Origin of the sequence: Bacillus sp. FSL K6-1003 (assembly GCF_037964945.1) — a bacterium.
Classification (GTDB): domain Bacteria; phylum Bacillota; class Bacilli; order Bacillales; family Bacillaceae; genus Bacillus; species Bacillus mojavensis.
The window spans coordinates 2,770,820-2,796,453 of record NZ_CP150176.1; the positions used below are offsets into that span (position 1 = coordinate 2,770,820).

The following is a 25,634-nucleotide window of genomic DNA, read 5'->3' on the forward strand; positions in this document are numbered from 1 at the left end:
AAACAAACATGACAACACATTTACAAGCAACAGCAACACTTCATAACGGGGTGAAAATGCCGTGGCTCGGCCTCGGTGTATTCCAAGTGGAAGAAGGGTCAGAACTCGTCAATGCCGTGAAAACCGCCATTGTTCACGGTTACCGCAGTATTGATACTGCCGCTATCTATGGAAATGAAGCGGGAGTCGGGGAAGGTCTCCGTCAAGGAATTGAAGCAGCCGGCATCACCAGAGAGGATTTATTTGTCACATCAAAAGTGTGGAATGCAGATTTAGGGTATGAGGAAACATTGGCTGCATTTGAAACAAGCCTGTCCAAACTCGGTTTGGACTATTTAGATCTATACCTCATTCACTGGCCTGTGGAAGGCAAATACAAAGAAGCTTGGAGAGCGCTTGAAACCTTGTATAAAGAAGGCCGTGTCAAAGCGATCGGTGTGAGCAATTTCCAAATCCATCACCTGGAGGATCTGCTGAAGGATGCTGAAATGAAGCCTATGATCAACCAAGTGGAATTCCACCCGCGTCTCACGCAAAAAGAGCTGATGGCTTATTGCAAAAAGCAAGGCATACAAATGGAAGCATGGTCACCTTTAATGCAGGGGCAATTGCTTGATCATCCCGAACTGACAGACATCGCGCAAGCTTATAACAAATCCGTCGCGCAAATCATTTTACGCTGGGATTTACAGCACGGCATCATCACCATTCCTAAATCAACAAAGGAACATCGAATTAAAGCGAACGCGAACATATTTGATTTTGAATTATCACAGGAAGACATGAACCGAATTGATGCGTTGAATGAAAATCTGCGCGTCGGTCCTGATCCGGACAATTTCGATTTTTAATCACAAAAACACCGTTCATCAATGAACGGTGTTTTGTTATGCCCAGCAGCTGAGAATTTCCTCAAGCTGCTGTTTTGTCTCTTCGAGTGTGCCGCTGTTGTCTATTACGTTATCCGCTCTTGACACTTTTTCCTCTAATGGCATTTGGGAGCGGATCCGGCTAAGCGCTTCTTCTTCCGTCAATTGGTTGCGCTTGATCAGACGCTCAAGCTGAAGCTCTTTTGTCACACTGACCACAATAATTTTATCAACTAAAGACTCCAATTTGCTTTCGAACAATAGCGGGATATCTAATACCACAAATGTCTCCTGATTTGCGATGGACTCATCACGCCGCTTGAGCATTTCCTCTCTGACCGCAGGATGAACAATTGAATTCAAAGCAAGACGCTTCTGTTCATTTGTAAAGACCAGCGCTCCAAGCCTTCTTCTGTCTATATCACCATTTTCGAGCAGAATGTCTTCACCAAATTCGTCAATGATCTGCCGGTAGGCCGGCATCCCTCTTTCTACCGCTTGTTTTGCAATGATATCCGCATCTATGACAGTGATTCCTTTATCTATCAGCATATTGGCAACCGTACTTTTGCCGCTTGCTATTCCTCCCGTTAAACCAATGACTAAGGTCAAGAGATCCACTCCTTTTTACAATTTCCAGAGCCCGATCGTGATCAGCAAAAGGCCCGGCAAAAATGCCATTTTATCAATCCATCTCCATTTAGACAGAATATGTCCGGCATTAATGCCGACTGACACAAACAGCGAACTCATAATCGCGACGGTTATGCTCATCGCAATGGGAGAAAAACCGAGAATGGCCGCTCCCATTCCTGCTCCGAAGGCATCAATCGACAGGGCGAATCCCAATAACACCGCTTCAATTCCAGTAATCACACCAGATTTGTCGATATCCGCACTCATCGGTTTTCTCAAAATATGGATCACAATGCCCAATGACCGAACCTCTAAATTAAGCAGTGTTTTTTCATGCAATAGGTATTCTTTGTCTTTTGCCGGCCTGAAAAATTGGTATAAAACCCATACGCCGATTCCAACCAATATTAACCCGCCAAGCTTCTCAGTCACATATACGGGAAAAAACTTGGTGAGAAAGCTTCCGATCAGCATGGAAATAAACATAACAGTGCCGGAACAGAAGGCAATGACGATAATGGCCTTTAGCGGTATCTTCATTTTTCGCAATCCATACGTAAATCCGACTGAAAAACTGTCCAAGCTGACAGCTAACGCCAGCAGCAGTATAGAAACCATTTGCATATTCGTTTCTTCCTTTCTGTTGGTGCTCTTGTATCAGATGTTAAATGCCCGGAGATTCATCACAATCATGTATATGGAAAAGTGATAAATCCGTGTTTCCGAAAAACGGCACTTCCTCTATAACAGAGCTACTGATATATGCACCGACAGCTTGGACGATGAAGCATTATTCTATTTTTTCTGGCACTTGGCGCAAAAATGCGTGCCTCTGCCTCCGACGACAATTTTTGTAATCATTGTTCCGCAATTTTTGCAGGGCTCATCTTTTTTTCCGTACACAAAATGCTGCAGCTGAAACATTCCGATTTCTCCTTGGGAATTGATATACGACCGGACAGTGCTTCCGCCGGCATCAATCGCTTCCTGAAGGGTATTTTTAATTTCAGCATGAAGTTTTTTGATTTTTTGATCTGACAGCTGATTTGCTTTTGTCTCGGGATGAACGCCCGCTCTGAACAGAGCCTCGTCCACATAAATGTTTCCGAGTCCGACGACCGTTTTCTGATCCAGAAGAGCAGTTTTGACAGCTCGGTTTGTTTTCTCCAGCCGCGCTTTCAAATACGCACTCGTAAATTCTTCTGCATCCGGTTCGGGTCCGAGCTGAGAAAGCGGCAGCTCCCCTGCTTCCTCTCCCGGTTTAAATAAATGCATGGTTCCGAATTTCCGAACATCCCTGTAACGCAGCTGGGTTCCGTCCGTCATCGTAAAAATGACATGCACGTGTTTATCGTCCGGCTCCTCCTCTTGGTGAAGGCCGTACTTTCCTTCCATACGAAGGTGGGAGACCATGACATAATGATCCAAGTTAAACAGTAAAAACTTTCCCCGTCTTCCGATGGACTGGATGGTTTCTCCCGCTAAGTTTCGCGCAAATTCCTCCGGTTCGGCAGGCCGTTTGATGATATTCGGCCATCTGATCTCTACCGATTTGATTGTTTTTCCTCTTACAAGCCCGGTCAGAGTGCGCCGGACGGTTTCAACCTCTGGTAATTCCGGCACATCCATCACTTCCTTTATCTCTGTTTATTTCGCATCGTACCAGGATGGGCCTGAAGCAAAGTCCACCTTTAACGGCACATCTAATGCAAGCGCATGCTCCATCACTTCTGGAACAAGCTTTTCAAGTATTTCAATTTCTTCCTTCGGCGCTTCAAAAATCAGTTCATCGTGCACTTGAAGCAGCAATCTTGTCTTCAGCCGCTTTTCTTTCAGCTTGGCTGCCATATCAATCATGGCTTTTTTAATAATATCCGCGGCACTTCCTTGAATTGGTGTATTCATTGCCGTCCGCTCCGCAAAGCTGCGAATATTAAAGTTTCGGCTCGTCAGTTCAGGGATATAGCGGCGGCGATGCAGCAGCGTGGTTACGTAGCCTTTTTGCTTCGCGTCCTGCACCGAGTCCTCCATATACGCTTTGACACCCTTGAAGCTTTCCAAATATCGGTCGATGAATGCCCCGGCTTCTTTCCTCGTAATGCCGAGATTCTGTGAAAGCCCGTAATCACTGATGCCGTATACGATCCCGAAGTTGACCGCTTTCGCCTGGCGTCTCATCGCCGATGTCACTTCATCCTCAGCGACATGGAACACATCCATTGCTGTTTTTGTGTGAATATCCATATCGTTTGTAAAGGCTTCGATCAAATTTTCATCCTTTGAAATGTGGGCAAGCACCCGCAGCTCGATTTGCGAGTAATCAGCCGCAAAAATGAGCCAGTCTTTTTCAGACGGAACAAAGGCCTGGCGGATCTTGCGCCCTTCCTCAAGCCTGATCGGTATGTTTTGCAGGTTTGGATCAGTCGAGCTGAGGCGCCCTGTTTGCGTTAAGGCTTGGTTAAAGCGTGTATGCACCTTGTGTGTATCTTTTTTTGTCACCTTTAAAAGCCCTTCGATGTATGTCGATTGCAGCTTGCCTATTTGTCTGTACTGTAAAATATAGTCGACAATATCATGTTTGTCAGCCAGCTTTTCAAGCACATCAGCAGATGTTGAATAGCCTGTTTTCGTTTTCTTCACAACTGGCAGGCCGATCTTTTCAAACAATATGACACCGAGCTGTTTAGGAGAATTGATATTAAACGGTTCGCCCGCAATCTCATGAATTTTTTCTTCATATTCCTTCAGCTTGGCGCTCAGTTCTTCTCCCATTCGTTTTAAGCGGTCAACATCAACCTTAACGCCTGTTGATTCCATTTCTCCGAGAATAAGCGCCAGCGGCATTTCCAGCTCCTCAAACAGCTCAAGCTGATCGTTGTTCTCCAGCTCCTGAACGAGCTTTTCCCGGAGGCTTTGAATGGCTAAAGCCTTTCTGACGAGATGCTCAGACAGTTCGCCTTCTGCCGGCACGGCGCGTTTTGCTCCCTTGCCGTAAACTGATTCATCACTTGAAACGATATGCAAACCGTAATCCTTAGCCACACTGGCAACGTCGTCATACGAATTGCCCGGATTAATGATATAAGCGGCAAGAACCGTATCAAACTCCGCACCTTTCAGCTCAATGCCCTGCCAGCGCAAAGCCACGACAGCCCGCTTGCTGTCAAAGACCCATTTTTTCTGATCGTCATTTTCCACCCATTCTTTAAACACATCAGACTCGACAGCAACGTCTTTTGGAATAAAGTAGGCTCCCGTTTCGTTCACTATCGAAAATCCGAGAATTGGCACTTCATGATAATTATCGCCAATCTGTTCAACGACAAATGAAGATGGAGAAACCAATATATCGCTAGTCACGTCGGTGACTGTTTTAACATCAATTTCTTCTAAGGACTGATCCTGCTCCGCCTCTACACCGTCTTCCCCGAGCCGTTCAAGAAGCGTATTGAACCCAAGGTCCTTAAAGATGGCAATCACCTGTTCACGATTAAAGCCTTGATATTCCAGGCCCGAAACGGATACCTCAATCGGCGCATCGGTCATAATCGTCGCCAATTCCTTGCTCATCAAGGCCTGATCCTTAAATTCTTCAAGCTTTTCCTTGAGTTTTTTTCCGCTTACCTCATCAATTGATTCGAGCAGCTTTTCAACAGAATGGAATTGCTTTAACAGCTTAATCGCGGTTTTTTCCCCGACACCCGGCACACCCGGGATGTTGTCAGAGGAATCCCCCATTAAACCCTTCATATCAATAATTTGGTCAGGCGTGAGTCCGTATTTCTCCTGGACGTGCTCTGGTGTGTAAAACTCAACATCGGTAATTCCTTTTCTCGTAATAGCAACCGTCGTCTGATCTGTTGCCAGCTGGGTTAAATCCTTATCTCCCGAGAAAACCTTTACCTCAAAGCCTTCCTTTTCAGCCGATTTCGCGAGTGTGCCGATAATGTCGTCAGCTTCGTATTGTTCCAGTTCGTAGCGGCTGATTTGATAGGCATCAAGCAGCTCGCGGATAAACGGCATTTGTTCTGAAAGCTCAGGCGGGGTTTTCTGTCTTCCGCCTTTATACTCTTTAAATGTGCCGTGACGAAACGTCGTTTTCCCGGCATCAAACGCAACCAGCATATGCGTCGGCTTTTCATCCTCAAGCATTTTCATCAAAATCATCGCAAAACCGTAAACTGCATTTGTATGAATTCCTTTATCATTGCTTAACAGCGGCAATGCAAAAAACGCCCGGTAAGCCAGACTGTTTCCGTCTACAAGCACTAATTTTTTTCGTTCCGTCATTCAATATCCTCCTAAGAAGCAACAGCTCCTGCTTCCATTCATCTCATAATAATAGTCTATAGCTTCTCTTATTTTAACAAAGTTCAATTTGAAAGGAAAATACGCGAACCGATGAGAACACACAAAAAAGGACGGGAACACAAAAAGGTTCCCGCCGTCAAAATTGGCTCCTTGGATGAAGGGGTTCTACTACATCCTACCAGCATAGGTTTAACAGTGCATGAAGATATTGTTAAAGCTTTGTAAACATTAGACAGGCTTTTCAGCAGCCCGCTTCAGCGTCACAGTAAACACAGTACCGCGGCCCGGCTCGCTAGTCACATCGATTTTTCCTTCATGAGCTTCTATTAAATGCTTTACAATCGCAAGACCGAGACCGGTCCCTCCCGAGTTTCTGCTTCTGTCTTTATCAACGCGGTAAAAACGTTCAAAGATGCGGGGAATTTCTTCTTTCTGGATGCCGATCCCGGTATCGGAAACTTCAATCTGAATCTCTGTTTCACCCGGCTTGACATTGATAGCTACCGATCCCTTCTCCGGTGTATAGGTTAATGCATTGTTTACGAGATTCAAAAACACCTGTTTTAGCCGGTACGGGTCGCCCGCTACATAGAGAGGGTCTTTCGGAACGTTCAGCTGTAAAGAGATACCTTTCTCCGTCGCTTTATGCTTAAGCAGCGTCTCAATATCAGCCAGCATTTTCGCTGCATCGAACGTTTCGATGCTGAGCGTAAAGTTTTGCTGCTCAATCTTAGAAAGATCTAGCAAATCCTGCACCAATGATTGAAGCCTTTTGCTTTCCTTTAAAATAATCGAGAGAAATTCTGAAAGCGCCTCTTTATCCTCCATCGCCCCGTCTAATAGCGTTTCCGTAAATCCTTTGATCGATGTAATCGGTGTTTTCAGCTCATGAGAAACGTTGGCCACAAAATCTTTTCTCATCTGCTCTAATTTTTTCGTTTCCGTCATGTCATGAAAAACGAGCACGATCCCTTTCCATTCATCATCCGGCCCCATAATAGGAACGCCGTCCACTTCAAAATAACGCCTTTCAATTTTGATCGGAAGTCTTAATAGCTTGCATTTCTTCGTCTCAGTCATAAAAATGTCTTCGACAAGCTGGATCACTTCTTCATGTTCAAATGCATCATGATAAAGACGGCGCAGCATCTGATTCGGATTGACATGAAACTGCTTCGCGTAAGACCTGTTGACGAGATTGATAAAACCTCTTCCATCAATCATAATCAGCCCGGAGCCGATGTTTTCAATCACAGTCAACAGACGGTCGCGCTGCATTTCCTGCGTCCTCGTCATTTCCATCAGATCAACGGCAAGGCTGTTCATGGCACGGCCAAGCTTGTCGGAACGCCTGATATAACCGCCGTATGTACGGGCATCGTAATTCCCCTTGGACAGCTCTGTTGCCATGTTTGTGGCTGCTTCAATAGATCTTTTGTAGCGAGAGGTCATATTAGAATAAAAGAAAACAATAATTATAAAAGCGGTACAAAGACTGGCTGTCAGCATGCCCCACATCTCGCCATTCAGACCTGAGCTTTCTTCACGGGAAGTAAGCAGCACATACCCCGTTTTTTCGCCTTTGCTCCTAAGCGAAAGCCCATAATAAAGCATATTCTCCTCTTTCGCGAGAACTCCCTCATGACCGGAGACAAGCGCCTGCACCTGCGAAGAATCCGCCGCGCTGCCGTCAGACCCGTACAGCACCTTTCCTTCTGTATCGATTACGGAGGCTTCTACATCAAGCGCACTGCCTGCATCTTTAATGACTTTCTCATTTGCCTGGTCATTCAGATTGCCGGCATCAAGCAGCGAAGCCATGTATTTGGCTTCCTTTTCAATGTGTTCCTCCGATTTTTTTTGATCAGAAGATTCAAAGAGCTGCTGTAAAAACAGCCCGAGTACACTAAACACCACAATCATACAGACAACGAGCACAGAAAAAAGGCGCACACGATATTTAATCATTCATTTTTGGCTCCTCCAATTTATACCCCAATCCCCTAATGGTTTTAATATAGATCGGTTTTTTTGTATTCGTTTCAATTTTGTCTCGAAGATGGCTGATATGCACATCAACAATTCTTGTATCTCCAGCAAAATCGTAATTCCAGACAGCGCTCAAAAGCAGATCTCTCGTCAGCACTCTGCCTTTATGTCTGCCTAAATACAAAAGCAGCTCAAATTCTTTCGGTGTCAGCTCAAGCTGATTTTCTTTAAAATAAGCTTCATAATGATCAGGCAGGATCTTCAAATCGCCGATAACAATCTGCCCTTCGGTTTCCTCGTTTTTCATGTCATTAGAGGGTGCAGCCATTTCAGAACGCCTTAAAATAGCTTTTACTCTTGCATTGACTTCTCGAGGGCTGAAAGGCTTGGTCATATAATCATCAGCACCAAGCTCAAGCCCTAATACTTTGTCAAATTCTTCATCCTTCGCTGTCAGCATTAAAATAGGAAACATGAGTTTTTGCTGTCTCAGCTGCTTGCATACTTCAATTCCATCCAGCTTTGGAAGCATCACATCAAGCACAATCAAATCAGGATTTTCTGTTTCCGCTCTTTTGAGTGCTTCTTCTCCATCCGAAGCAGTAATAACCTCATAGCCTGACCGCTCCAAATTGTACTGCAAAAGTGTAACGATAGATTCTTCATCATCCACAACTAAAATTTTCTTGTTCATGCTGTGCCTCCAGTATCTTAATTCCCCGACATCCTATTTCTCTATTTTATGTCATCTTACCATGTTTCATGATTTTATTTTATCGAAAGCCGGACATTCCGACAATTCGCCTTTTACATCATTTTAAAAGAAAAATACAAGAGGCAGCTGAGGAATACAAGGAAGCGCTTTCATTTCTTAATAAAAAGAGAAAGGCTTCGATTAAACCAGCCTTTCTCTTTTTATTTTAGGATAATACTTTCATCACATTTTTGACAGATTCAACTGATTTATTCAGCTGTTCTTTTTCGTACTCTGTCAATTCAAGCTCAATGATTTGTTCAAGTCCGTTTCCGCCGACAATTGTCGGAACACCAAGGTAAATGCCTTCATAGCCGTATTCCCCTTCAAGATAAGCAATTGTCGGAAGGACGCGGCGCTGATCTTTTAAGATCGCTTCGATCATTTCTGTCAGAGAAGCCGCAGGCGCATAATACGCGCTTCCGTTTCCTAAAAGATTCACGATCTCGCCGCCGCCTTTTCTTGTGCGCTCCACAATGGCGTCAATCCGGTCTTTTGGAATGAGGGTTTCAAGCGGGATACCGCCAGCATAAGAATAACGTACAAGCGGCACCATATCGTCACCGTGTCCACCGAGAACAAAACCGGTCACATCTTTCACTGACAAGTTTAATTCCTCAGCCACAAACGTTCTGAATCTTGCCGTATCAAGCACACCAGATTGGCCGATCACGCGCTCTTTCGGGAAGCCAGACTCTTTATATACTGCGTATGTCATTGCATCAACAGGGTTTGTCAAAACCACAATGATAGAGTCAGGAGAATATTTCACGATTTCTCGTGTTACGCTTCTCATAATTTTTTCGTTTGTAGAGACTAAATCATCCCTGCTCATACCAGGTTTTCTTGCGATACCGGCTGTAATGACAACAATGTCAGAACCCGCAGTATCCTCATAATTAGATGTACCCGTAATTTTCGCGTCAAAGCCTTGAACCGGGCTGGCTTCCAGCATATCAAGGGCTTTTCCTTTCGTCGGGTTCTCCAATTGCGGGATATCAACGAGAACAACGTCCGCCAGCTCTTTTTGAGCGGTTAAGAAAGCTGTTGTCGCTCCGGTAAAACCTGCTCCGATAACAGAAACTTTTTTACGAGTATTTCCCATGTCTCTCTTCTCCTTTATGGCTAATTTTAGGCTTTTTCCTAGCTTAGTCCATGTTTTTAATTAATTCTTCTCCGAACTCTGAACATTTAACTTCAGTCGCGCCGTCCATTAATCTGGCAAAATCGTAAGTTACGACTTTAGAAGCGATTGTTTTTTCCATAGATGTAATGATTAAATCAGCCGCTTCATTCCATCCTAAATGCTCAAGAAGCAGCACACCTGAAAGAATAACTGAAGATGGGTTTACCTTATCAAGTCCGGCGTATTTAGGAGCCGTTCCATGTGTCGCCTCGAAAATCGCATGTCCTGTTTCGTAGTTGATGTTCGCACCAGGAGCAATACCGATTCCGCCTACTTGCGCCGCAAGAGCGTCAGAAATATAGTCTCCGTTAAGGTTCATTGTTGCAACAACATCAAATTCGCTTGGACGTGTCAGGATCTGCTGAAGGAAAATATCAGCAATGCTGTCTTTGATAATGATTTTGCCTGCTGCTTCTGCTTCGCTTTGCGCTTTATTAGCGGCGTCTTTTCCGTCTTTTTCAGCAATGCGGTCATATTCAGCCCATGTGAAGACTTTTTCGCCGTATTCTCTCTCTGCAAGCTCATAGCCCCAGTTTTTGAAGGCGCCTTCCGTGAACTTCATGATGTTTCCTTTGTGTACAAGCGTTACAGACTTGCGGCCGTGCTCAATCGCATAATCAATTGCCGCTCTGACCAGACGGCTTGTTCCTTCTTCAGAAACAGGCTTAATACCGATACCTGACGTTTCAGGGAAACGAATTTTGTTGACATTCAATTCATTTTGCAGGAAGCTGATGAGCTTTTGCACTTCTTCAGAGCCTTTTGCGTACTCGATGCCTGCGTAAATATCTTCTGTATTTTCACGGAAGATGACCATGTCAGTATCTTCAGGGCGTTTTACCGGAGACGGCACTCCAGTAAAATATCTTACCGGTCTCAGGCAAACGAATAGGTCAAGCTCTTGTCTTAGCGCTACGTTCAAAGAACGGATACCGCCGCCGACAGGTGTCGTTAACGGGCCTTTAATCGCGATGAAATATTCGCGGATGACATCTAATGTTTCAGCAGGAAGCCACTCTCCTGTTTTATTATAAGCCTTTTCTCCGGCATAAACTTCTTTCCACGTAATTTTCTTTTCACCTTTATATGCTTTTTCTACTGCAGCTTCCAAAACTTTTGAAGCCGCATTCCAAATATCAGGACCGGTTCCGTCTCCTTCAATAAACGGGATAATCGGGTTGTTTGGTACGTTTAATACTCCATTAGAGACTGTAATTTTTTCACCTTGTGCCACAATAAAAACCTCCCAGTATGTAATTCATATTTAGAAAACATTTTATTTTTCTTATATAGAAAACAAAATGATTTTTCTCAACATTCTAAAGTGTAAACTATCTTTGATGTTCTGAACAAGAGGCTAACTTCATTACCATAAGCCAGCCTCCCATGGTTCTTTAGGTTCTTTAGGCTCTTTCTTCAATCGGAACAAAAGTTTGTTTGTCAGGGCCTGTGTAATCTGCACGCGGGCGGATCAGGCGGTTATTGTCGTACTGCTCAAGGATATGAGCGAGCCAGCCGGACATTCTGCTCACAGCAAAAATCGGTGTAAACAGGTCATGGTCAATTCCGAGGCTGTGATAAACAGAAGCGGAATAAAAATCAACGTTAGGCGGAAGCTTTTTTTCTGATGTCACGATTTCTTCGATGCGAATCGACATGTCATACCATTTGCTTTCGCCAGTCAGGTTGGTCAGGCGTTTACTCATTTCTTTTAAATGTTTGGCGCGTGGATCGCCATGCTTATAAACGCGATGGCCGAAGCCCATTATTTTTTCTTTCTTTTCCATCTTGGCGCGAACGAAAGGCTCGACATTCTCCACTTCGCCAATCTCTGTCAGCATTTTCATGACGCCTTCGTTTGCTCCGCCGTGAAGCGGGCCCTTCAGTGCGCCGATTGCGGCAGTAATGCCTGAATAGATATCAGAAAGTGTTGCGACGCAGACCCTTGCTGTGAACGTTGACGCGTTCAGCTCGTGATCGGCATGTAAAATCAGCGCTTTGTTGAAAGCTTCAACCTCAATTGGCGAAGGCTCTTCACCGTTTAATGTGTAGAGAAAATTCTCGGCAATGCCGTAGTCTTCTCTTGGTTCAACAGGCTCAAGACCTTTGCGGATTCTGGAAAACGCTGCAACCAAACCAGGCACCTTTGCCTGAAGGCGGATCGCCTTTCTGTAGTTGGCTTCCGGGTTCATGGTATCAGCCTCGCTGTCAAGCAGGCCTAGTAAAGAAATCGCTGTCCGAAGAGCAGCCATGGGATGAACATTTTCGAGGGAATAAGATTTGAAGTGCTCAATAATTTCTTGCGGAACGGCAGCTTCTTTTGCTAACTGCTGTTTTAACTCATCAAGCTCTTTTTTGTTTGGCAGCCTTAAGTGCCAAAGTAAGTAAATGATTTCTTCAAAACTCGCATTCTCTGTCAAATCATCGATATCATACCCCACATATGTAAGGGTATCATCAATAATCGAACTAACAGATGATGTTGTTGCTACAACCCCTTCAAGACCGCGTGTCGCTGTCATATATAACATCTCCTTTTCAATAAATTTCCCCTTTAAGAGTGTTGTAAAAACATGAGGCTAACTTAAAAAGCATGTTGTAAGTATTTCTCCCCCCAAAAGAAAATGCTTACATTTTACAGCCTGCTGGTGCTGAAACCCTTTGCTTATGAAAGAACATAACAAATTCTTATAAGCTTTTTTAAGTTTGTGCCTATTCCTATTATAAACAATAATCAGACATTTGTTAAATGTTTACCTATAATTTTTTTTTTTCATTTTATGATTTTCCCGAAAAAACGCCTTTATTTGCGGGTTTTCGGCATAAAAAAAAAAGCGGCAGCAAGCCGCTTTTTTTCATGAAGTGAACAGTTTTACGAGCTGCATCGCAATATAAGCAATCCCCGCTCCGATCAGCGGACCCACTGCGACTCCGCCAAAAAGCGCGACTGCAAGTATGGTTCCGATGACAAGAGCAGTGGTGATGTGAGGGTCATTTTCCAGCAGGGTCAAGCCATTTTTGGCAATCAGCGCAACGGCAATTCCCGCCCCCAATGCAATCCATGCATAAGAAGAACGCATTGCCTCACCAAGCTGTTTAAATCCAATCTCTCCTGTGGCGATTGGTACAAGAACAGCTATTGTGATAACGGTCACGCCCCAGTTGATGCCTTTTGACTGGATAGTCGGAAAAAATTTTTGGTCAAGTCCCACGATTTTGATGATCAAAAGGACGGATACAGCAAAAAGCAGTGATTGATTTTTTGCGATAAGTGCAATAGCCAAGAGTAATATTAAAAATAAATTCGCTTGTGTAAACATGCGTCATCCCTCCTTTAAAATGAATGTATTCATATTCAGCCGGACCGTGAATAAACATAACAATAGGACATGCTGACGAGAGGAGGATCGTTTTTGTGAATCAATCCTATATCACTATTTTTTTCCGAACCCTCTTTGTCGTGTCGCTTACCGCAGGATCGGCAGCTGCTGTTTATTATTCATTTCCGTTAACATATCCGTTCCTCATTGCCCTTATTCTTTCAACAGCGATTCACCCTGTTGTAGACTACCTGGACAAGGTGACCGGATTTCCGCGAACTTTAAATGTCATCGGCGTGCTTACCTTTTTTCTGCTGGCAGCGTTCGGTGTGCTGACCATTGTGGTAGCAGAAATTGTAACAGGAACTGCGTATCTTGCAAAAACCCTTCCGCCTCATATCAGCACGTTTATCTCTTATTGTGAAAAGCTGTTTACCACTCATATCCAGCCGCTCTATCACGAACTGACAGTTTTATTTCATGAATTGGAGACCAACCAGCAGGCTTCCATCGTCACGCACATTCAGGCACTTGGAGACTCCGCTGCCAAAAATGCTGGACTGCTGCTGTCTCACATTCTGGAAATGATTCCGAAATTTTTCGCGCTGCTTCCGAATACCGCGGCTGTTTTGATATTTTCACTTCTTGCTACATTTTTTATGACAAAGGATTGGCACAAACTGAAAGCGATGCTCGTATCAGTGCTGCCCGATCGAATAACAGAAAACGGAAAGGCGATCAGCAGCGAGTTAAAAAAAGCAATGACCGGTTTTATTAAAGCGCAGGCTGTTCTTGTACTCCTTACAATGATTATTGTATTCTTTGGTCTTTCTCTCTTAAAGGTTGAACATGCAGCAACGATTGCTTTTTTAATCGGACTAGTGGATCTTCTCCCGTATTTAGGAGCAGGATCCGTTTTTGTGCCGTGGATTTTGTATTTATCAATTACAGGCCAGCTTCCCCAAGCAATTGGAATTGGTGTTCTGTACCTTGTTGTACTTGTTCAGCGTCAGCTGACAGAGCCGAAAATATTAAGCAAATCAATCGGAATAGACCCGTTGGCAACACTCATTGCCCTCTTCGCCGGATTTAAATTGTTCGGATTTTTAGGACTGATTGCCGGTCCTGCTGTTCTCGTTGTCATACAGGCTTTTATTACAACAGGTGCCTTAAAAGAAATATGGTCCTACATCACGATCCAGCAAAAATAAAACAGCAGCCCATGATGCAGGCTGCCGTTTTTCATTTTATAATGATCCGCTTATTCTTCGACATGCCTCTCAGCCATTTGAACAGGATCGGCTTACACCAGCTGCGGGTGAACGGGATAAGCAGGCATGCGCCGGCCAGGTCTGATAAAAAGCCTGGAAGCATCAGCAAAAGGCCGCCAATAAAGATGCACAGGCCGTCAGCAATCGCTTCACCAGGCATCTTGCCATATTGAAGGTCACGCTGAACCTTGAAGTAAACTTCAGTTCCTTGTTTTTTGGCAGCTGCTGCCCCAATGATCCCGGTCAGAATCATCAAAAGGACCGTCGGAAGAATGCCGATCAGCTTGCCCGAAAATAGAAATATGCCGATTTCAATTGCCGGAAACACAATAAAAAGCAAAAATAAAAACCTCATCTCCAGCCCCCCACATGTGTAAAACGCCTTCGTTCAAAAATAGTGCCAAATAGAGAAAAAGGAAGGGAATACGCCCCCTTCCCTTTTCAGATGTGATTAAAGTACACTCGCACGGCCTTGGTAGACTGCTCCTCTAGAAGCATCAACCGTAATATCCTGGCCTTCTGTCAAAATGGATGTCGCATTTTCCAAACCAACAATAACCGGAATGCCGAGGCTTAATCCGACTACTGCAGCATGGCTTGTCAAGCCGCCCTCTTCTGTAATTAGAGCAGACGCTTTTTCAAGAGACGCGATCATGTCACGGTCAGTGCTAGTTGTAACCAAAACCGCGCCGTCAGTCATTTTTTGTTCGGCTTCTTTCGCGTTTTGCGCAATGACAACCGGACCGTAAGCTGATTTGCGTCCGATACCTTGGCCTTTAGCGATGATATTGCCGACAGTATGAACTTTCATCAAATTCGTTGTTCCTGACTCACCGACAGTGCCTGCTGTAATGACGATCAGATCACCATTTTTCACAATTCCGCTGTGTAATGATTTTTGCACAGCATCTTCCAGCATCTCATCAGTTGAGCTTGCATTTTGACCGCTTTCTGCGAAAACGCCGGATACAAGAGCGAGCTTTCTGGAAACAGACTCATTTACAGTCACAGCGACAATCGGTGCCTGCGGGCGGTATTTAGCAATCATACGCGCTGTATGGCCGCTTTCAGTCGGAGTCACAATCGCAGTAGCATTCAAGTTAATGGCTGTATGTGCAACAGATTGGCCAATTGCATCAGTAATCGTCATGCCTACTTGGTCTCTGCGTTTTGAAAGAATCTCTTTGTAATTCAGCGCCTCTTCAGAACGTGATGCGATATTGTGCATCGTTTGAACCGCTTCAACCGGATAGTTTCCGGCAGCTGTTTCACCAGAAAGCATGATTGCATCTGTGCCGTCGAAAATTGCGTTTGCGACGTCACTCGCTTCCGCACGAGTCGGACGCGGGTTGCGCTGCATGCTATCAAGCATTTGTGTGGCTGTAATAACCGGTTTGCCCAGTGCGTTGCATTTTTTGATCAGTTCTTTTTGCACAAGCGGCACTTCTTCAGCTGGAATCTCCACACCTAAGTCTCCGCGCGCAACCATTAAGCCGTCAGACACTTCGAGAATAGAATCGATGTTGTCTACGCCCTCTTGGTTTTCAATTTTAGGGATAATTTGAATATCCTGAGCGTTATGCTCCTCAAGAAGTTCACGGATTTCAAGCACGTCAGTAGAACGGCGTACAAAAGACGCAGCGATGAAATCTACCCCTTGCTCAATACCGAAAACGATGTCTCTCGCGTCTTTCTCAGTAATACCAGGAAGATTGACGCTGACACCCGGTACGTTAACGCCTTTTTTGTTTTTCAGTGTTCCGTTGTTTAGTACTTTTGTTTTGATTTCGCGTTTAGCGGCATTCACTTCAAGTACCTCAAGACCGATAAGTCCGTCATCTAAAAGAATCGTTGAGCCTTTTTCAACGTCCTCTACTAAACCTTCATACGTCACTGAAATTTTATCAGTTGTTCCAATTACCTCGTCCATTGAAACGATAAGCTCTTTGCCTGTTTCAAGCTCAATAGCACCGTTTTCCATTGTATGTGTACGGATTTCAGGGCCTTTTGTATCAAGCAGGATTCCAACGTTTTTGCCAAGCTTTTTGCTCGCTTCGCGGATATTTTTAATACGTGCTCCGTGCTCCTCGAAATCTCCGTGAGAAAAATTCAAACGAGCCACATTCATTCCTGACTCCATTAATTTCGTAAGCATTTCAATACTTTCACTTGCCGGACCGATGGTACAAACAATTTTTGTTTTTCTCAATTCGTTCACTTCCTTCTAAAATCTTCAGCCTTCTGCTGCAGTCTTAAATAGACAGTTCTTTTGAAAGCTGATACATGTTTTGCTCAACTGTGTGTTTTTTATCCAGTATTTCTATAATATCATGGTCTACAAGCTTATTGTTTTGTATACCTACACAGCGTCCGCCTTTTCCTTCAAGCAGCAGTTCAACCGCATACGCGCCAAGTCGGCTTGCCAGCACACGGTCAGCAGCACTTGGAGAACCGCCGCGCTGGATATGGCCTAATACCGATACCCTAGTTTCAAGATTTGTTTCTTCTTCAATGCGTTTCCCGAATTCAACACCGCTGCCTACCCCTTCGGCAACGATAATAATACTGTGTTTCTTCCCGCGCTCATGACCGCGTTTTAGTCGGGCAATGATTTCGTGCATGTCGTAATCAGCCTCAGGAATCAAGATTGATTCCGCACCGCCTGCAAGTCCGGCCCATAATGCAATATCACCGGCGTGGCGGCCCATTACTTCGATCACATATGTACGTTCATGTGAAGTCGCTGTATCGCGAATCTTATCAATTGCGTCAATTACTGTATTTAAAGCTGTGTCGAAACCGATTGTAAAATCAGTACCCGGAATGTCATTATCAATTGTACCCGGTACACCTACACATGGAAACCCATGCTCCGTTAATTTTTTCGCACCCATGTATGAGCCGTCTCCGCCGATAACGACAAGCCCTTCGATACCAAGCTTCTTCAAGTTTTCTATCCCTTTTTCACGGCCTTCAACCGTTTTGAATTCAGGACATCTTGCTGTATAAAGCTTTGTTCCTCCGCGATGAATAATATCACCTACAGAACCGAGCTCTAGCTTTTCAATCTTTCCGTTGATCAATCCTGAGTATCCGTTATAAATGCCGTAAACTTCAACGTCATGATAAATCGCTTTTCTGACAACTGCGCGAACTGCTGCATTCATTCCCGGGGAATCCCCGCCGCTCGTTAATACCCCTATACGTTTCATTCTCCATTCACCTCAGCAAACATATATGATTAAAACATAACATGATCATTGCCCTAAAAACAATGATAAGGGATCTCCATCCTCCCTATGAAACCTTACCTATTATACAATTAAATAAATTGTTTTTAAATAAAATTTAAGGAATGTCACAAAAAATAAACGTGAGCCAAAGGCTTCACGTTTATTTAGTTTACCCCGATATATTGATCTTCAATCGATACTTTCCCAATTGCTTTGTATTTTTCATAGCGCTGCTGAATTAATTCTTCTTCATTCAGCTTCAGCAAAGTCTTTAACGATTGTTTAAGGGTTTCATCCATGTAGCTTGCCTGCAGCTTAATATCGTGGTGCGCTCCGCCTTTTACTTCTTTTATCATATGATCTATAATTCCTAATTCCTTTAAGTCTGGCGCAGTGATTTTCATGGTTTCCGCTGCTTTTTTGGCAAGACTGGAGTCCTTCCATAAGAGTGCCGCAGCACCTTCAGGAGAAATAACAGAATAAGTAGAGTTTTCTAGCATATGCAAGTGGTTGCCCACACCTAAACCCAGAGCTCCGCCGCTTCCGCCTTCACCGATGACGATACAAATAACAGGCACTCTAAGGCCGGCCATTTCAAAGAGGTTTTTGGCAATTGCTTCGCTTTGTCCTCTTTCTTCAGCTGCTCGTCCAGGGTATGCCCCTTTCGTGTCAATAAAACAGATAATCGGTCTGTTAAATTTATCAGCCTGTTTCATCAGACGAAGCGCTTTACGATAGCCCTCAGGATGAGGCATTCCAAAGTTGCGGACAAGGTTTTCCTTCGTGTCTTTCCCGCGCTGATGACCGATAACTGTCACAGGCAGGCCGTGAAACTTGGCAATACCGCCGACAATGGCTTCATCGTCTCCGTACGCTCTGTCTCCGTGACATTCAAAAAAGTCTGTAAACAGGTATTGAATATAATCAAGTGTTGTCGGACGGTCCGGCAGACGTGCGATTTGAACCCGGTCCCAAGGCTTCAGATTTTTATAAATATCATCCTGAAGCTTAGCTAGACGGTCTTCAAGCCGTTCGATTTCTGCACTCAGATCCATTTCCGAATCCTGGGTGAATTTCTTCAATTCGGCAATTTTGGTTTGCAACTCAATCACCGGTTTTTCAAATTCTAATCTTGCAGCCACTCAATGTCACCTCCTGTTTGATGCATATCCAGCAGATTTTCTAACGTTTTTTTCATGTCGTCGCGGTGAATAACCGCATCAAGCTGTCCATGTTTTAATAAGAATTCCGCTGTTTGGAAGTCCTCCGGCAGTTTTTCGCCTATTGTCTGTTCGATAATCCTTCTTCCGGCAAAACCGATCAGCGCGCCAGGCTCCGCGAAATTATAATCGCCAAGAGAAGCAAAGCTTGCAGATACCCCGCCGGTAGTCGGGTGCGTCATGACTGAGATAATGAGACCCTGTTCCTCACTGAATAATTTTAAGGCAGAGCTTGTCTTTGCCATTTGCATAAGGCTTAATATGCCTTCCTGCATCCTTGCACCGCCGGAAGCAGTAAAAATAATAAACGGAACTTTATCCGCTTTTGCTTTTTCAATCGCAAGCGTGATTTTTTCGCCGACGACAGAGCCCATGCTGCCCATTCGGAATGTAGAATCCATTACCGCGACAACAGCAGGAAATCCCCCGATCGTGCCCTTGCCTGTCACAACAGCCTCGTTTAAGGATGTTTTCTCGCGATCCTTTTCAAGCTTTTCCAGATATCCCGGGAAACCGAGCGGGTTTTCCGATAACATCCCCTGATTGAATTCTTCAAAGGACTTTTCATCCATCAAGCTTTCGATACGCTGTTTTGCGTTCATCGGGAAATGATAATCGCAGTTCATGCATACCCGCATATTTTTATCCAACTCTTTAGTGAGCATGATTTTTTTACACTTAGGACATTTTGTCATAATGCCTTCCGGAACATCGTGCTTCGCTTGTTCTGACGGTACGGAAGCATACTTTTTCTTTTTAGTGAATATATCCTTTAACAAATGATTACCTCCCTTTTGTGAAGGGTTCTCTTCACCGCATGCCATCCAGACAGATAGACTTGCTAATAACTTTACCGAAACTATTGTACTTTTTTTGTCAAACGCTGTCATCCTCAATTCGACAACTTTCTATCCGCAGAGGTGTGCGAACAGCTCATGGTAAACCTAAGAAGTCGTTGAAACAGCAAGGTTGGTAACGTATTCATAATTCATGTTAAACTCGGCTGAAATTTTTTTAAGACCTGACCCCCAAAAAATTTCAGCCGCAAGTTTAACTTGAGAACAGCGCGCCGGTCTCCGCCAACGCGCTGCCATTTTTGGAATGAATTAAAATTATTCGCCAATAATCGTAAGTTTCCTGGTTTTTTCTGCAACTTCTTCAGGATCTACAGTAATTCTTGCCACTCCTGTTTCCATCGCCGCTTTTGCCACAGCCTTAGCCACAGCAGGCGCAACACGTTTATCAAACGGTGCAGGGATGACGTACTCAGGGCTAAGCTCATCTTCTGATACGAGTGAAGCAATGGCTTCAACCGCTGCAATCTTCATTTCTTCGTTAATGTGAGTTGCGCGCACGTCAAGTGCTCCGCGGAAAATTCCCGGGAAGGCAAGCACATTGTTTACTTGGTTCGGGAAATCTGAACGGCCTGTTCCGATAACGCTCGCACCAGCTTCACGCGCATCTTCCGGCATAATTTCCGGATTCGGGTTTGCCATTGCGAAAATGATCGGATCTTTCGCCATGCTTTGTACCATTTCTTTTGTTAGCGCGCCTTCGACAGACACACCGATAAATACGTCAGCACCAGCGATCACATCTTTCAAAGAACCGTCTTTACGGTCTTGGTTTGTGAATTTCGCCACTTCGTTTTTAACATCGTTCATACCGTTTGGACGCCCTTCATAAATGGCTCCTTTTGAATCGCACATTACGATGTCGCGCACGCCGAAATGGTAAAGAAGTTTGATGATTGCAATACCTGCAGCACCGGCTCCGTTAGCCACAACTTTAATGGAAGACATGGATTTTCCAGACAATTTCAGCGCGTTTACAAGGCCCGCTACTGTTACAATCGCTGTGCCGTGCTGATCATCATGGAAAACCGGGATGTTCGTTTCTTTTTTCAAACGCTCTTCAATGATGAAGCAGTTTGGCGCCGCAATATCTTCAAGGTTGACACCGCCAAATGTCGGTTCTAGCAATTTAACGGTTTCAACGATTTTATCAACATCATTTGTGCCCAAAGCAATTGGGAACGCGTCTACGCCGGCAAAGCTTTTGAAAAGAACGGCTTTACCTTCCATTACAGGGAGTGCGGCTTCAGGGCCGATATTTCCAAGGCCGAGCACAGCTGTACCGTCTGTCACAACTGCTACCATGTTCCCCTTCATTGTATAATCATATACTTTGTTAATGTCTTCATGAATATCCTTACATGGTTCTGCTACACCCGGGGAATAAGCAAGGCTTAAATCTTTCGCATTTTTAACCTCTACTTTAGATTTGGATTCGAGTTTTCCCTGGTTCACTTTATGCAGATGTAATGCTTCTTCTCTTAATGACATTCTCCTAAACACTCCTTAATGAAATTTTTTGATTCGTATGCTGCTGCATTGATTGCTGCATTCTGCGGAGTTGATCTATCAGAATATTTAAACAGAGTAACATAATTGCTCCAATTGTATAACAAAAAGAGAATGGTTACCACTGTTTTAAAACGACGTTTTTTTGACCTAACAGCTCTTTTAAGCGGTATAACACCTGGTGATCCGCCTCGATATGGAACTCCTCAGGAAGCTTTATCGTCTGTTTTTGCCTTTCATAATAGAGATAAACGCCGGTTTCCCCCTTATGCTCCAGCAAAATGCGCTTTATCTTTGTCAGGATCTCCTGACTGTGCTGACTGCTTTCTATTTTAATATAAACCGATGGCGCTTTTTCAGCATTCATATTTTCCAGCAATTCCGCTCTGGACATAATAAACTGGGCTTTTTCCTGCCTGATTTCACATTTCCCTGCTGTGAACAATAGAGCGCCCTCTCTTAAAACGGGAGAAAGCTGTCTGAATTGTTCAGGGAACACAACGGCTTCCATCTCACCGGTCTCATCGCTTAACGTTAAAAACGCCATGTTTTGACCTGTTTTTGTCCGAATCGTTTTGATTTTCGTCAGCAGGACACCGAGTGAAACCTGCTTTTTAACAGTTTGCTGAGCCTGCTGAATGGATACCGCTCCGCGCGCTGTCAGCTGGTTTCGGAAGGCAGAGAGCGGATGATTTGAAAAATAAATACCGAGCGTTTCTTTTTCAAATGCAAGAATATCCACAAGCGGGAGCTCCTCGGTCTCCACATACTTCGGTTTAATGGAAAACGATTCATCTAAAAACAATCCCATTTGGTCATCGTCCGCGGCGAAAAGCTCGGCATGCTCTAACGCAACGTCAATCGATGCGAGCAGTGTGGCCCGGTTTTGAGCGAATTCATCCATTGCACCAGAAAATATGAGCGCTTCAAGCGTTTTGCGGTTTACGCTTTTTGACGGCACACGAAAGCAGAAGTCGAAAAGATCTTCGAATGGTTTCTCTTTTCTGGCTTTATATATATCTTTGACTGCTGAGACGCCTACACTTTTTATCGCACGGAGGCTGTACCTGACAGCTCCGTCTTCAACTGTAAACGGATAACTGCTTTTGTTCACTGACGGAGGAAGGATACGAATCCCGCTCCCCTTCGCTTCGTATAGATATTGAGCTATTTTATCCTCATTGCCAATGACGCTTGTAAGCAATCCGCACATAAAATATAAAGGATAATGAGCCTTCAAATAAGCAAGCTGGCAGCCGATCATGCTGTATGCCACCGCATGGCTTCTGTTGAAGCCATAGTTTGCGAATTTGACGATTAAATCGTAGACTTCATTTGCAGTGTCTACAGAATACTCCTTTTTTAAGCACCCTTCAACAAAATGGCTTCGCTCTCGGTCAAGAATGTCTTTCTTTTTTTTGCTGACTGCACGTCTGAGCAGGTCCGCCTCTCCTAAAGAAAATCCTGCCATACGTGACGCAATCACCATAATTTGCTCTTGATAAACGATGACGCCATACGTATCTTCCAATATCTCTCTTAAATCTTCATGGGGATAATGGACCGGCACCCGCCCATGCTTACGGTCGATAAATAACGGAATGTTTTCCATCGGACCGGGCCGGTACAGCGCGTTTACCGCGACAATATCTTCTAATCCTGAGGGCTTAAGCCTTTTCAGAACGCTTCTCATTCCTGAGGATTCAAGCTGAAAAATCCCTGTCGTATCCCCTTTTGACAGCAGAGAGAATGTTTTTTCGTCTTGATAAGAAATACTCGAAAGATCTATTTTCATATTTTTTTCTTTTTCAATCATTGAAGTGATGGACTCGATGAGTGTCAGGTTGCGCAAGCCTAAGAAATCCATTTTCAAAAGGCCCAGATCTTCGAGGTGATCCATCGCGTATTGCGTTAAATAGATCCCTTCATGTCCTTCCTGAAGCGGGACAACATCTGTTAACGGTTCCTCACTCAGGACAACGCCGGCCGCGTGGGTTGACGTATGCCTCGGAAGACCTTCTATTTTTCTGGCAATCGTAAAGACTTGCTGAAGCAGACTTGACTCACTGAGCCGCTTATTCAGCTCCGGCGATTGTTTTCTCGCATCATCCAAGGTCATGCCCGGCCTTGAAGGAATGAGCTTCGCAAGCTGATCCGCTTCCTTCGGGCTTACACCGTATACCCTTCCGACGTCCCGAAGCGCTGCTTTTGCCGCCAGCGTCCCGAAGGTAATAATCTGGGCGACGTGCATGGCGCCATATTTCTGCTGAACGTATTGAATGACCTCGTCCCTTCTCGTATCCGGAAAGTCGATATCAATATCCGGCATACTGATTCGCTCCGGGTTTAAAAACCTCTCAAATAACAGGTGATGCTTGATCGGGTCAACGTCCGTGATATAGAGAACATAAGCCACGAGCGATCCCGCCGCAGAACCCCTTCCCGGTCCTGTCACAATCCCTTTTTCGTGGGCGTGCTTCATAAAATCCCATACGATCAGAAAATAATCGCTGAACTTCATTCGCTTGATGACATCAAGCTCATATTGAAGACGTCGAATATACCGTTCATCAAGTGTATCAAAGCGGCTGCGGAGCCCTGTCATACAAACATCCGTCAAATAATCATCCGCGGATGTACCGTCTGGAGTCGGAAATGACGGCAGGCGGGTCTGTCCGAGGCTGACGTCAACCCGGCATTGTTCTGCAATCTCAACAGATGCTTGCAATGCCTCAGGATGCTCTTGATATAGAACACGCATTTCATCAATGGATTTCAAATCGAGATCCGGCATCTCTTCGTCTGATGCCTCAGTAAGCTTTTCACCTGACTTTATCGCTTTCAAACAGCGATAGGCAGCCTGATCTTCTTTCCTAATGTAATGAACATCGCCTGTCGCCGTGACCGGAATTCCCGTTTCTTCAGACAGCCGGAGGATTTGCTCAGATAAGAATTTATTTTCTTTAAACGGCTGAAAGGATAAATAAAAAGCGCCTTTTCCGAATATAGACTGAAAATGAAGTGCTGCTTGAGCGGCTTGGTCAAACAGACCTCCTTCAAGCAGCATTTCAATATAGCCCTTCTCGCCGGGGGTAATTGCGATAATACCTTCGCGATAGCTGTTAAGCCATTTTGGCTTCAGGCCGTTTTTTGATTTCGATTGCAGGACGCTGCTGATTTTCAGCAGGTTTTGATAGCCTGTATTTGATTTTGCCAGCAGGACGAGCGGGTAGGCTTCGAGCTCGTCATCATCTGTGAAAACAGAAGCCGTCAAGCCGATAATCGGGTTAATCCCCCTCGCCTTGCATGCTTTATAAAATTGAATAGCTCCGTACATGACATGATCATCTGTCAGCGCCAAAGACCCATATCCGAGCCTGTCAGCTTCACTGACGAGCTCTTCCACAGACGCGGCGCTGTTTAGCAGGCTGTACCCGCTATGCACTTGCAGGTGAACAAAAGACATGCTATCACCTCTTTCTCCATTACGATCCATTTCTTTCTTCATTATAAGTCGGGTTTTCAAAAGAAACAAATGTTCTTTTTCGAGTCCTCATCATACTTGTCCCGAAAGCTCAATATGATATAAAAGGTGAGGTGATTAAGATGGATCAGGAAGCTGGCTTTATGGTAAATTTTATCAACAGTTATTTTATTGCATTAGGGGTGCTGATCGGAGGCGCACTCATCGGAGGCCTTGGAGCATATTTGGCAGGCGAAGCCCCGCTTACGGTTATTTCAAAGCTTGCGAACAGATTAAAAATTTGGGCGCTGGTCGCCGCTATCGGAGGTACATTTGATGCGGTATACAGCTTTGAACGGGGTATTCTTGAAGGCAATACGAGAGATTTATTCAAGCAGATTCTTCTCATTATCTCGGCCATGGGCGGGGCGCAAAGCGGCTGGCTTATTATTTCATGGCTGACGCAGGAGCATATTTCTTCATGAGGGTGCCGCAGCATTACAAAAAACCGGGATGGCAGCGTTTTTTTGCTGGTATGATGTGCGGAGCCGTGATCAGCTGGTTTTTTTTCCTGTTTACATACGGAACATTCCAAGAGGAGCAGGTTTCCCTCATCGAAAAACAAAAAGAGCACGTCAAAGACTTGAACAACCAAATTTCCATCTATCAGGAAGACCTCCACAAACTAAATGAAGATAATAAAAGAAAACTGCTTATTCAAAGCGTCGATGTGAAATTACTAAATGGAGAAAAATACAAAATCTCGCAGCCGGATAAAACAAAGTTCGAGGAGCATGTGAAGGATGATATTTCAGAGGTCATTACAAAGGATATAGAAAGCGTCTATAAAACGAAGGAGCTTTTAAAACGGACAATTGAAAATAAAGTCTATACGATCAATGAAAAAAAATATGAGGCAGCTGTCAAGGAATTAATTATTTACACAAGGCTTTCTGTAGAAATTGAAATATCATTCGCGACGTAAATATGGAATTTTCTTAAATTTTTCAAACTCCTGT

20 protein-coding genes and 1 pseudogene are annotated in these 25,634 nt (G+C 44.4%); 4 read left to right on the forward strand and 17 right to left on the reverse strand.

Annotated features, from left to right (window positions below; translation table 11 throughout):
• The first annotated feature begins 8 nt into the window (after window positions 1-8).
• Window positions 9-851 (forward strand): aldo/keto reductase, encoded by an 843-nt coding sequence (locus tag NSU16_RS14205; RefSeq protein ID WP_339191269.1) that lies wholly within the window; start codon window positions 9-11, stop codon window positions 849-851.
• 36 nt (window positions 852-887) lie between these two features.
• Here NSU16_RS14205 and coaE read toward each other — a convergent pair whose 3' ends face one another.
• The 10 genes and pseudogenes from coaE to NSU16_RS14255 form a co-directional block, all read right to left on the reverse strand.
• Complete coding sequence (gene coaE / locus NSU16_RS14210; RefSeq protein ID WP_339191272.1) at window positions 888-1,481, reverse strand: dephospho-CoA kinase; 594 nt, start codon at window positions 1,479-1,481, stop codon at window positions 888-890.
• 15 nt (window positions 1,482-1,496) lie between these two features.
• Window positions 1,497-2,147: pseudogene (ytaF, locus tag NSU16_RS14215) on the reverse strand (sporulation membrane protein YtaF); the annotation flags it as partial.
• 153 nt (window positions 2,148-2,300) lie between these two features.
• Window positions 2,301-3,128: a DNA-formamidopyrimidine glycosylase gene (mutM, locus tag NSU16_RS14220; RefSeq protein ID WP_010335266.1), complete on the reverse strand. Its 828-nt coding sequence runs from the start codon at window positions 3,126-3,128 to the stop codon at window positions 2,301-2,303.
• Between the two features lie 24 nt (window positions 3,129-3,152).
• The gene (polA, locus tag NSU16_RS14225) at window positions 3,153-5,795 is read right to left on the reverse strand and encodes a DNA polymerase I (RefSeq protein WP_339191277.1); all 2,643 of its coding nucleotides are present in this window, start codon (window positions 5,793-5,795) and stop codon (window positions 3,153-3,155) included.
• A 249-nt stretch (window positions 5,796-6,044) separates the two neighbouring features.
• Window positions 6,045-7,784 carry an ATP-binding protein gene (locus NSU16_RS14230; RefSeq protein ID WP_229146509.1) on the reverse strand — a complete coding sequence of 580 codons (1,740 nt, stop codon included), beginning with the start codon at window positions 7,782-7,784 and terminating at the stop codon, window positions 6,045-6,047.
• Window positions 7,777-8,499 (reverse strand): two-component system response regulator PhoP, encoded by a 723-nt coding sequence (gene phoP / locus NSU16_RS14235; protein ID WP_010335269.1) that lies wholly within the window; start codon window positions 8,497-8,499, stop codon window positions 7,777-7,779. The genes NSU16_RS14230 and phoP overlap by 8 nt, the downstream gene beginning before the upstream one ends.
• 226 nt (window positions 8,500-8,725) lie before the next feature.
• Window positions 8,726-9,664 (reverse strand): malate dehydrogenase, encoded by a 939-nt coding sequence (gene mdh / locus NSU16_RS14240; RefSeq protein WP_010335270.1) that lies wholly within the window; start codon window positions 9,662-9,664, stop codon window positions 8,726-8,728.
• Window positions 9,665-9,707: 43 nt separating this feature from the next.
• Complete coding sequence (icd, locus tag NSU16_RS14245) at window positions 9,708-10,979, reverse strand: NADP-dependent isocitrate dehydrogenase (protein WP_010335271.1); 1,272 nt, start codon at window positions 10,977-10,979, stop codon at window positions 9,708-9,710.
• A gap of 169 nt (window positions 10,980-11,148) precedes the next feature.
• Complete coding sequence (citZ, locus tag NSU16_RS14250) at window positions 11,149-12,267, reverse strand: citrate synthase (protein ID WP_010335272.1); 1,119 nt, start codon at window positions 12,265-12,267, stop codon at window positions 11,149-11,151.
• Window positions 12,268-12,600: 333 nt separating this feature from the next.
• Complete coding sequence (locus NSU16_RS14255) at window positions 12,601-13,065, reverse strand: DUF441 domain-containing protein (RefSeq protein ID WP_010335274.1); 465 nt, start codon at window positions 13,063-13,065, stop codon at window positions 12,601-12,603.
• Between the two features lie 95 nt (window positions 13,066-13,160).
• Here NSU16_RS14255 and ytvI point away from each other — a divergent pair, with 95 nt between their 5' ends.
• Complete coding sequence (gene ytvI / locus NSU16_RS14260) at window positions 13,161-14,276, forward strand: sporulation integral membrane protein YtvI (RefSeq protein ID WP_339191280.1); 1,116 nt, start codon at window positions 13,161-13,163, stop codon at window positions 14,274-14,276.
• 31 nt (window positions 14,277-14,307) lie between these two features.
• On the opposite strand, the gene NSU16_RS14265 is transcribed toward ytvI, so the two are convergent.
• The 7 genes from NSU16_RS14265 to dnaE form a co-directional block, all read right to left on the reverse strand.
• The gene (locus NSU16_RS14265; RefSeq protein ID WP_024122457.1) at window positions 14,308-14,691 is read right to left on the reverse strand and encodes an FxsA family protein; all 384 of its coding nucleotides are present in this window, start codon (window positions 14,689-14,691) and stop codon (window positions 14,308-14,310) included.
• Between the two features lie 96 nt (window positions 14,692-14,787).
• Window positions 14,788-16,545: a pyruvate kinase gene (gene pyk, locus NSU16_RS14270; protein ID WP_010335277.1), complete on the reverse strand. Its 1,758-nt coding sequence runs from the start codon at window positions 16,543-16,545 to the stop codon at window positions 14,788-14,790.
• A 43-nt stretch (window positions 16,546-16,588) separates the two neighbouring features.
• Window positions 16,589-17,548: a 6-phosphofructokinase gene (pfkA, locus tag NSU16_RS14275; RefSeq protein WP_010335278.1), complete on the reverse strand. Its 960-nt coding sequence runs from the start codon at window positions 17,546-17,548 to the stop codon at window positions 16,589-16,591.
• Between the two features lie 185 nt (window positions 17,549-17,733).
• The gene (gene accA / locus NSU16_RS14280) at window positions 17,734-18,711 is read right to left on the reverse strand and encodes an acetyl-CoA carboxylase carboxyl transferase subunit alpha (protein ID WP_229146507.1); all 978 of its coding nucleotides are present in this window, start codon (window positions 18,709-18,711) and stop codon (window positions 17,734-17,736) included.
• Window positions 18,696-19,568 (reverse strand): acetyl-CoA carboxylase, carboxyltransferase subunit beta, encoded by an 873-nt coding sequence (gene accD, locus NSU16_RS14285; protein WP_010335280.1) that lies wholly within the window; start codon window positions 19,566-19,568, stop codon window positions 18,696-18,698. Before accD ends, accA begins: the two co-directional genes overlap by 16 nt.
• Before the next feature lie 333 nt (window positions 19,569-19,901).
• Window positions 19,902-21,134 (reverse strand): NADP-dependent malic enzyme, encoded by a 1,233-nt coding sequence (gene maeB, locus NSU16_RS14290; RefSeq protein ID WP_168748510.1) that lies wholly within the window; start codon window positions 21,132-21,134, stop codon window positions 19,902-19,904.
• 136 nt (window positions 21,135-21,270) lie between these two features.
• The gene (gene dnaE, locus NSU16_RS14295; RefSeq protein ID WP_339191285.1) at window positions 21,271-24,618 is read right to left on the reverse strand and encodes a DNA polymerase III subunit alpha; all 3,348 of its coding nucleotides are present in this window, start codon (window positions 24,616-24,618) and stop codon (window positions 21,271-21,273) included.
• A gap of 140 nt (window positions 24,619-24,758) precedes the next feature.
• On the opposite strand from dnaE, the gene ytrH reads away from it, so the two are divergent.
• Window positions 24,759-25,100 (forward strand): sporulation membrane protein YtrH, encoded by a 342-nt coding sequence (gene ytrH, locus NSU16_RS14300; RefSeq protein ID WP_010335282.1) that lies wholly within the window; start codon window positions 24,759-24,761, stop codon window positions 25,098-25,100.
• Window positions 25,097-25,600 (forward strand): sporulation membrane protein YtrI, encoded by a 504-nt coding sequence (gene ytrI / locus NSU16_RS14305; RefSeq protein WP_010335283.1) that lies wholly within the window; start codon window positions 25,097-25,099, stop codon window positions 25,598-25,600. The genes ytrH and ytrI overlap by 4 nt, the downstream gene beginning before the upstream one ends.
• The last annotated feature ends 34 nt before the right edge of the window (window positions 25,601-25,634 follow it).

Excerpts from the sequence above, each read along its gene's own strand:
- NSU16_RS14255 (WP_010335274.1), bottom strand. The coding sequence starts at position 13,065 with ATGTTTACACAAGCGAATTTATTTTTAATATTACTCTTGGCTATTGCA.
- ytrI (WP_010335283.1), top strand. The coding sequence starts at position 25,097 with ATGAGGGTGCCGCAGCATTACAAAAAACCGGGATGGCAGCGTTTTTTT.
- phoP (WP_010335269.1), bottom strand. The coding sequence starts at position 8,499 with ATGAACAAGAAAATTTTAGTTGTGGATGATGAAGAATCTATCGTTACA.
- polA (WP_339191277.1), bottom strand. The coding sequence starts at position 5,795 with ATGACGGAACGAAAAAAATTAGTGCTTGTAGACGGAAACAGTCTGGCT.
- NSU16_RS14230 (WP_229146509.1), bottom strand. The coding sequence starts at position 7,784 with ATGATTAAATATCGTGTGCGCCTTTTTTCTGTGCTCGTTGTCTGTATG.
- citZ (WP_010335272.1), bottom strand. The coding sequence starts at position 12,267 with ATGACAGCGACACGCGGTCTTGAAGGGGTTGTAGCAACAACATCATCT.
- pfkA (WP_010335278.1), bottom strand. The coding sequence starts at position 17,548 with ATGAAACGTATAGGGGTATTAACGAGCGGCGGGGATTCCCCGGGAATG.
- dnaE (WP_339191285.1), bottom strand. The coding sequence starts at position 24,618 with ATGTCTTTTGTTCACCTGCAAGTGCATAGCGGGTACAGCCTGCTAAAC.
- maeB (WP_168748510.1), bottom strand. The coding sequence starts at position 21,134 with ATGTCATTAAGAGAAGAAGCATTACATCTGCATAAAGTGAACCAGGGA.
- NSU16_RS14205 (WP_339191269.1), top strand. The coding sequence starts at position 9 with ATGACAACACATTTACAAGCAACAGCAACACTTCATAACGGGGTGAAA.
- NSU16_RS14265 (WP_024122457.1), bottom strand. The coding sequence starts at position 14,691 with ATGAGGTTTTTATTTTTGCTTTTTATTGTGTTTCCGGCAATTGAAATC.
- ytrH (WP_010335282.1), top strand. The coding sequence starts at position 24,759 with ATGGATCAGGAAGCTGGCTTTATGGTAAATTTTATCAACAGTTATTTT.
- mdh (WP_010335270.1), bottom strand. The coding sequence starts at position 9,664 with ATGGGAAATACTCGTAAAAAAGTTTCTGTTATCGGAGCAGGTTTTACC.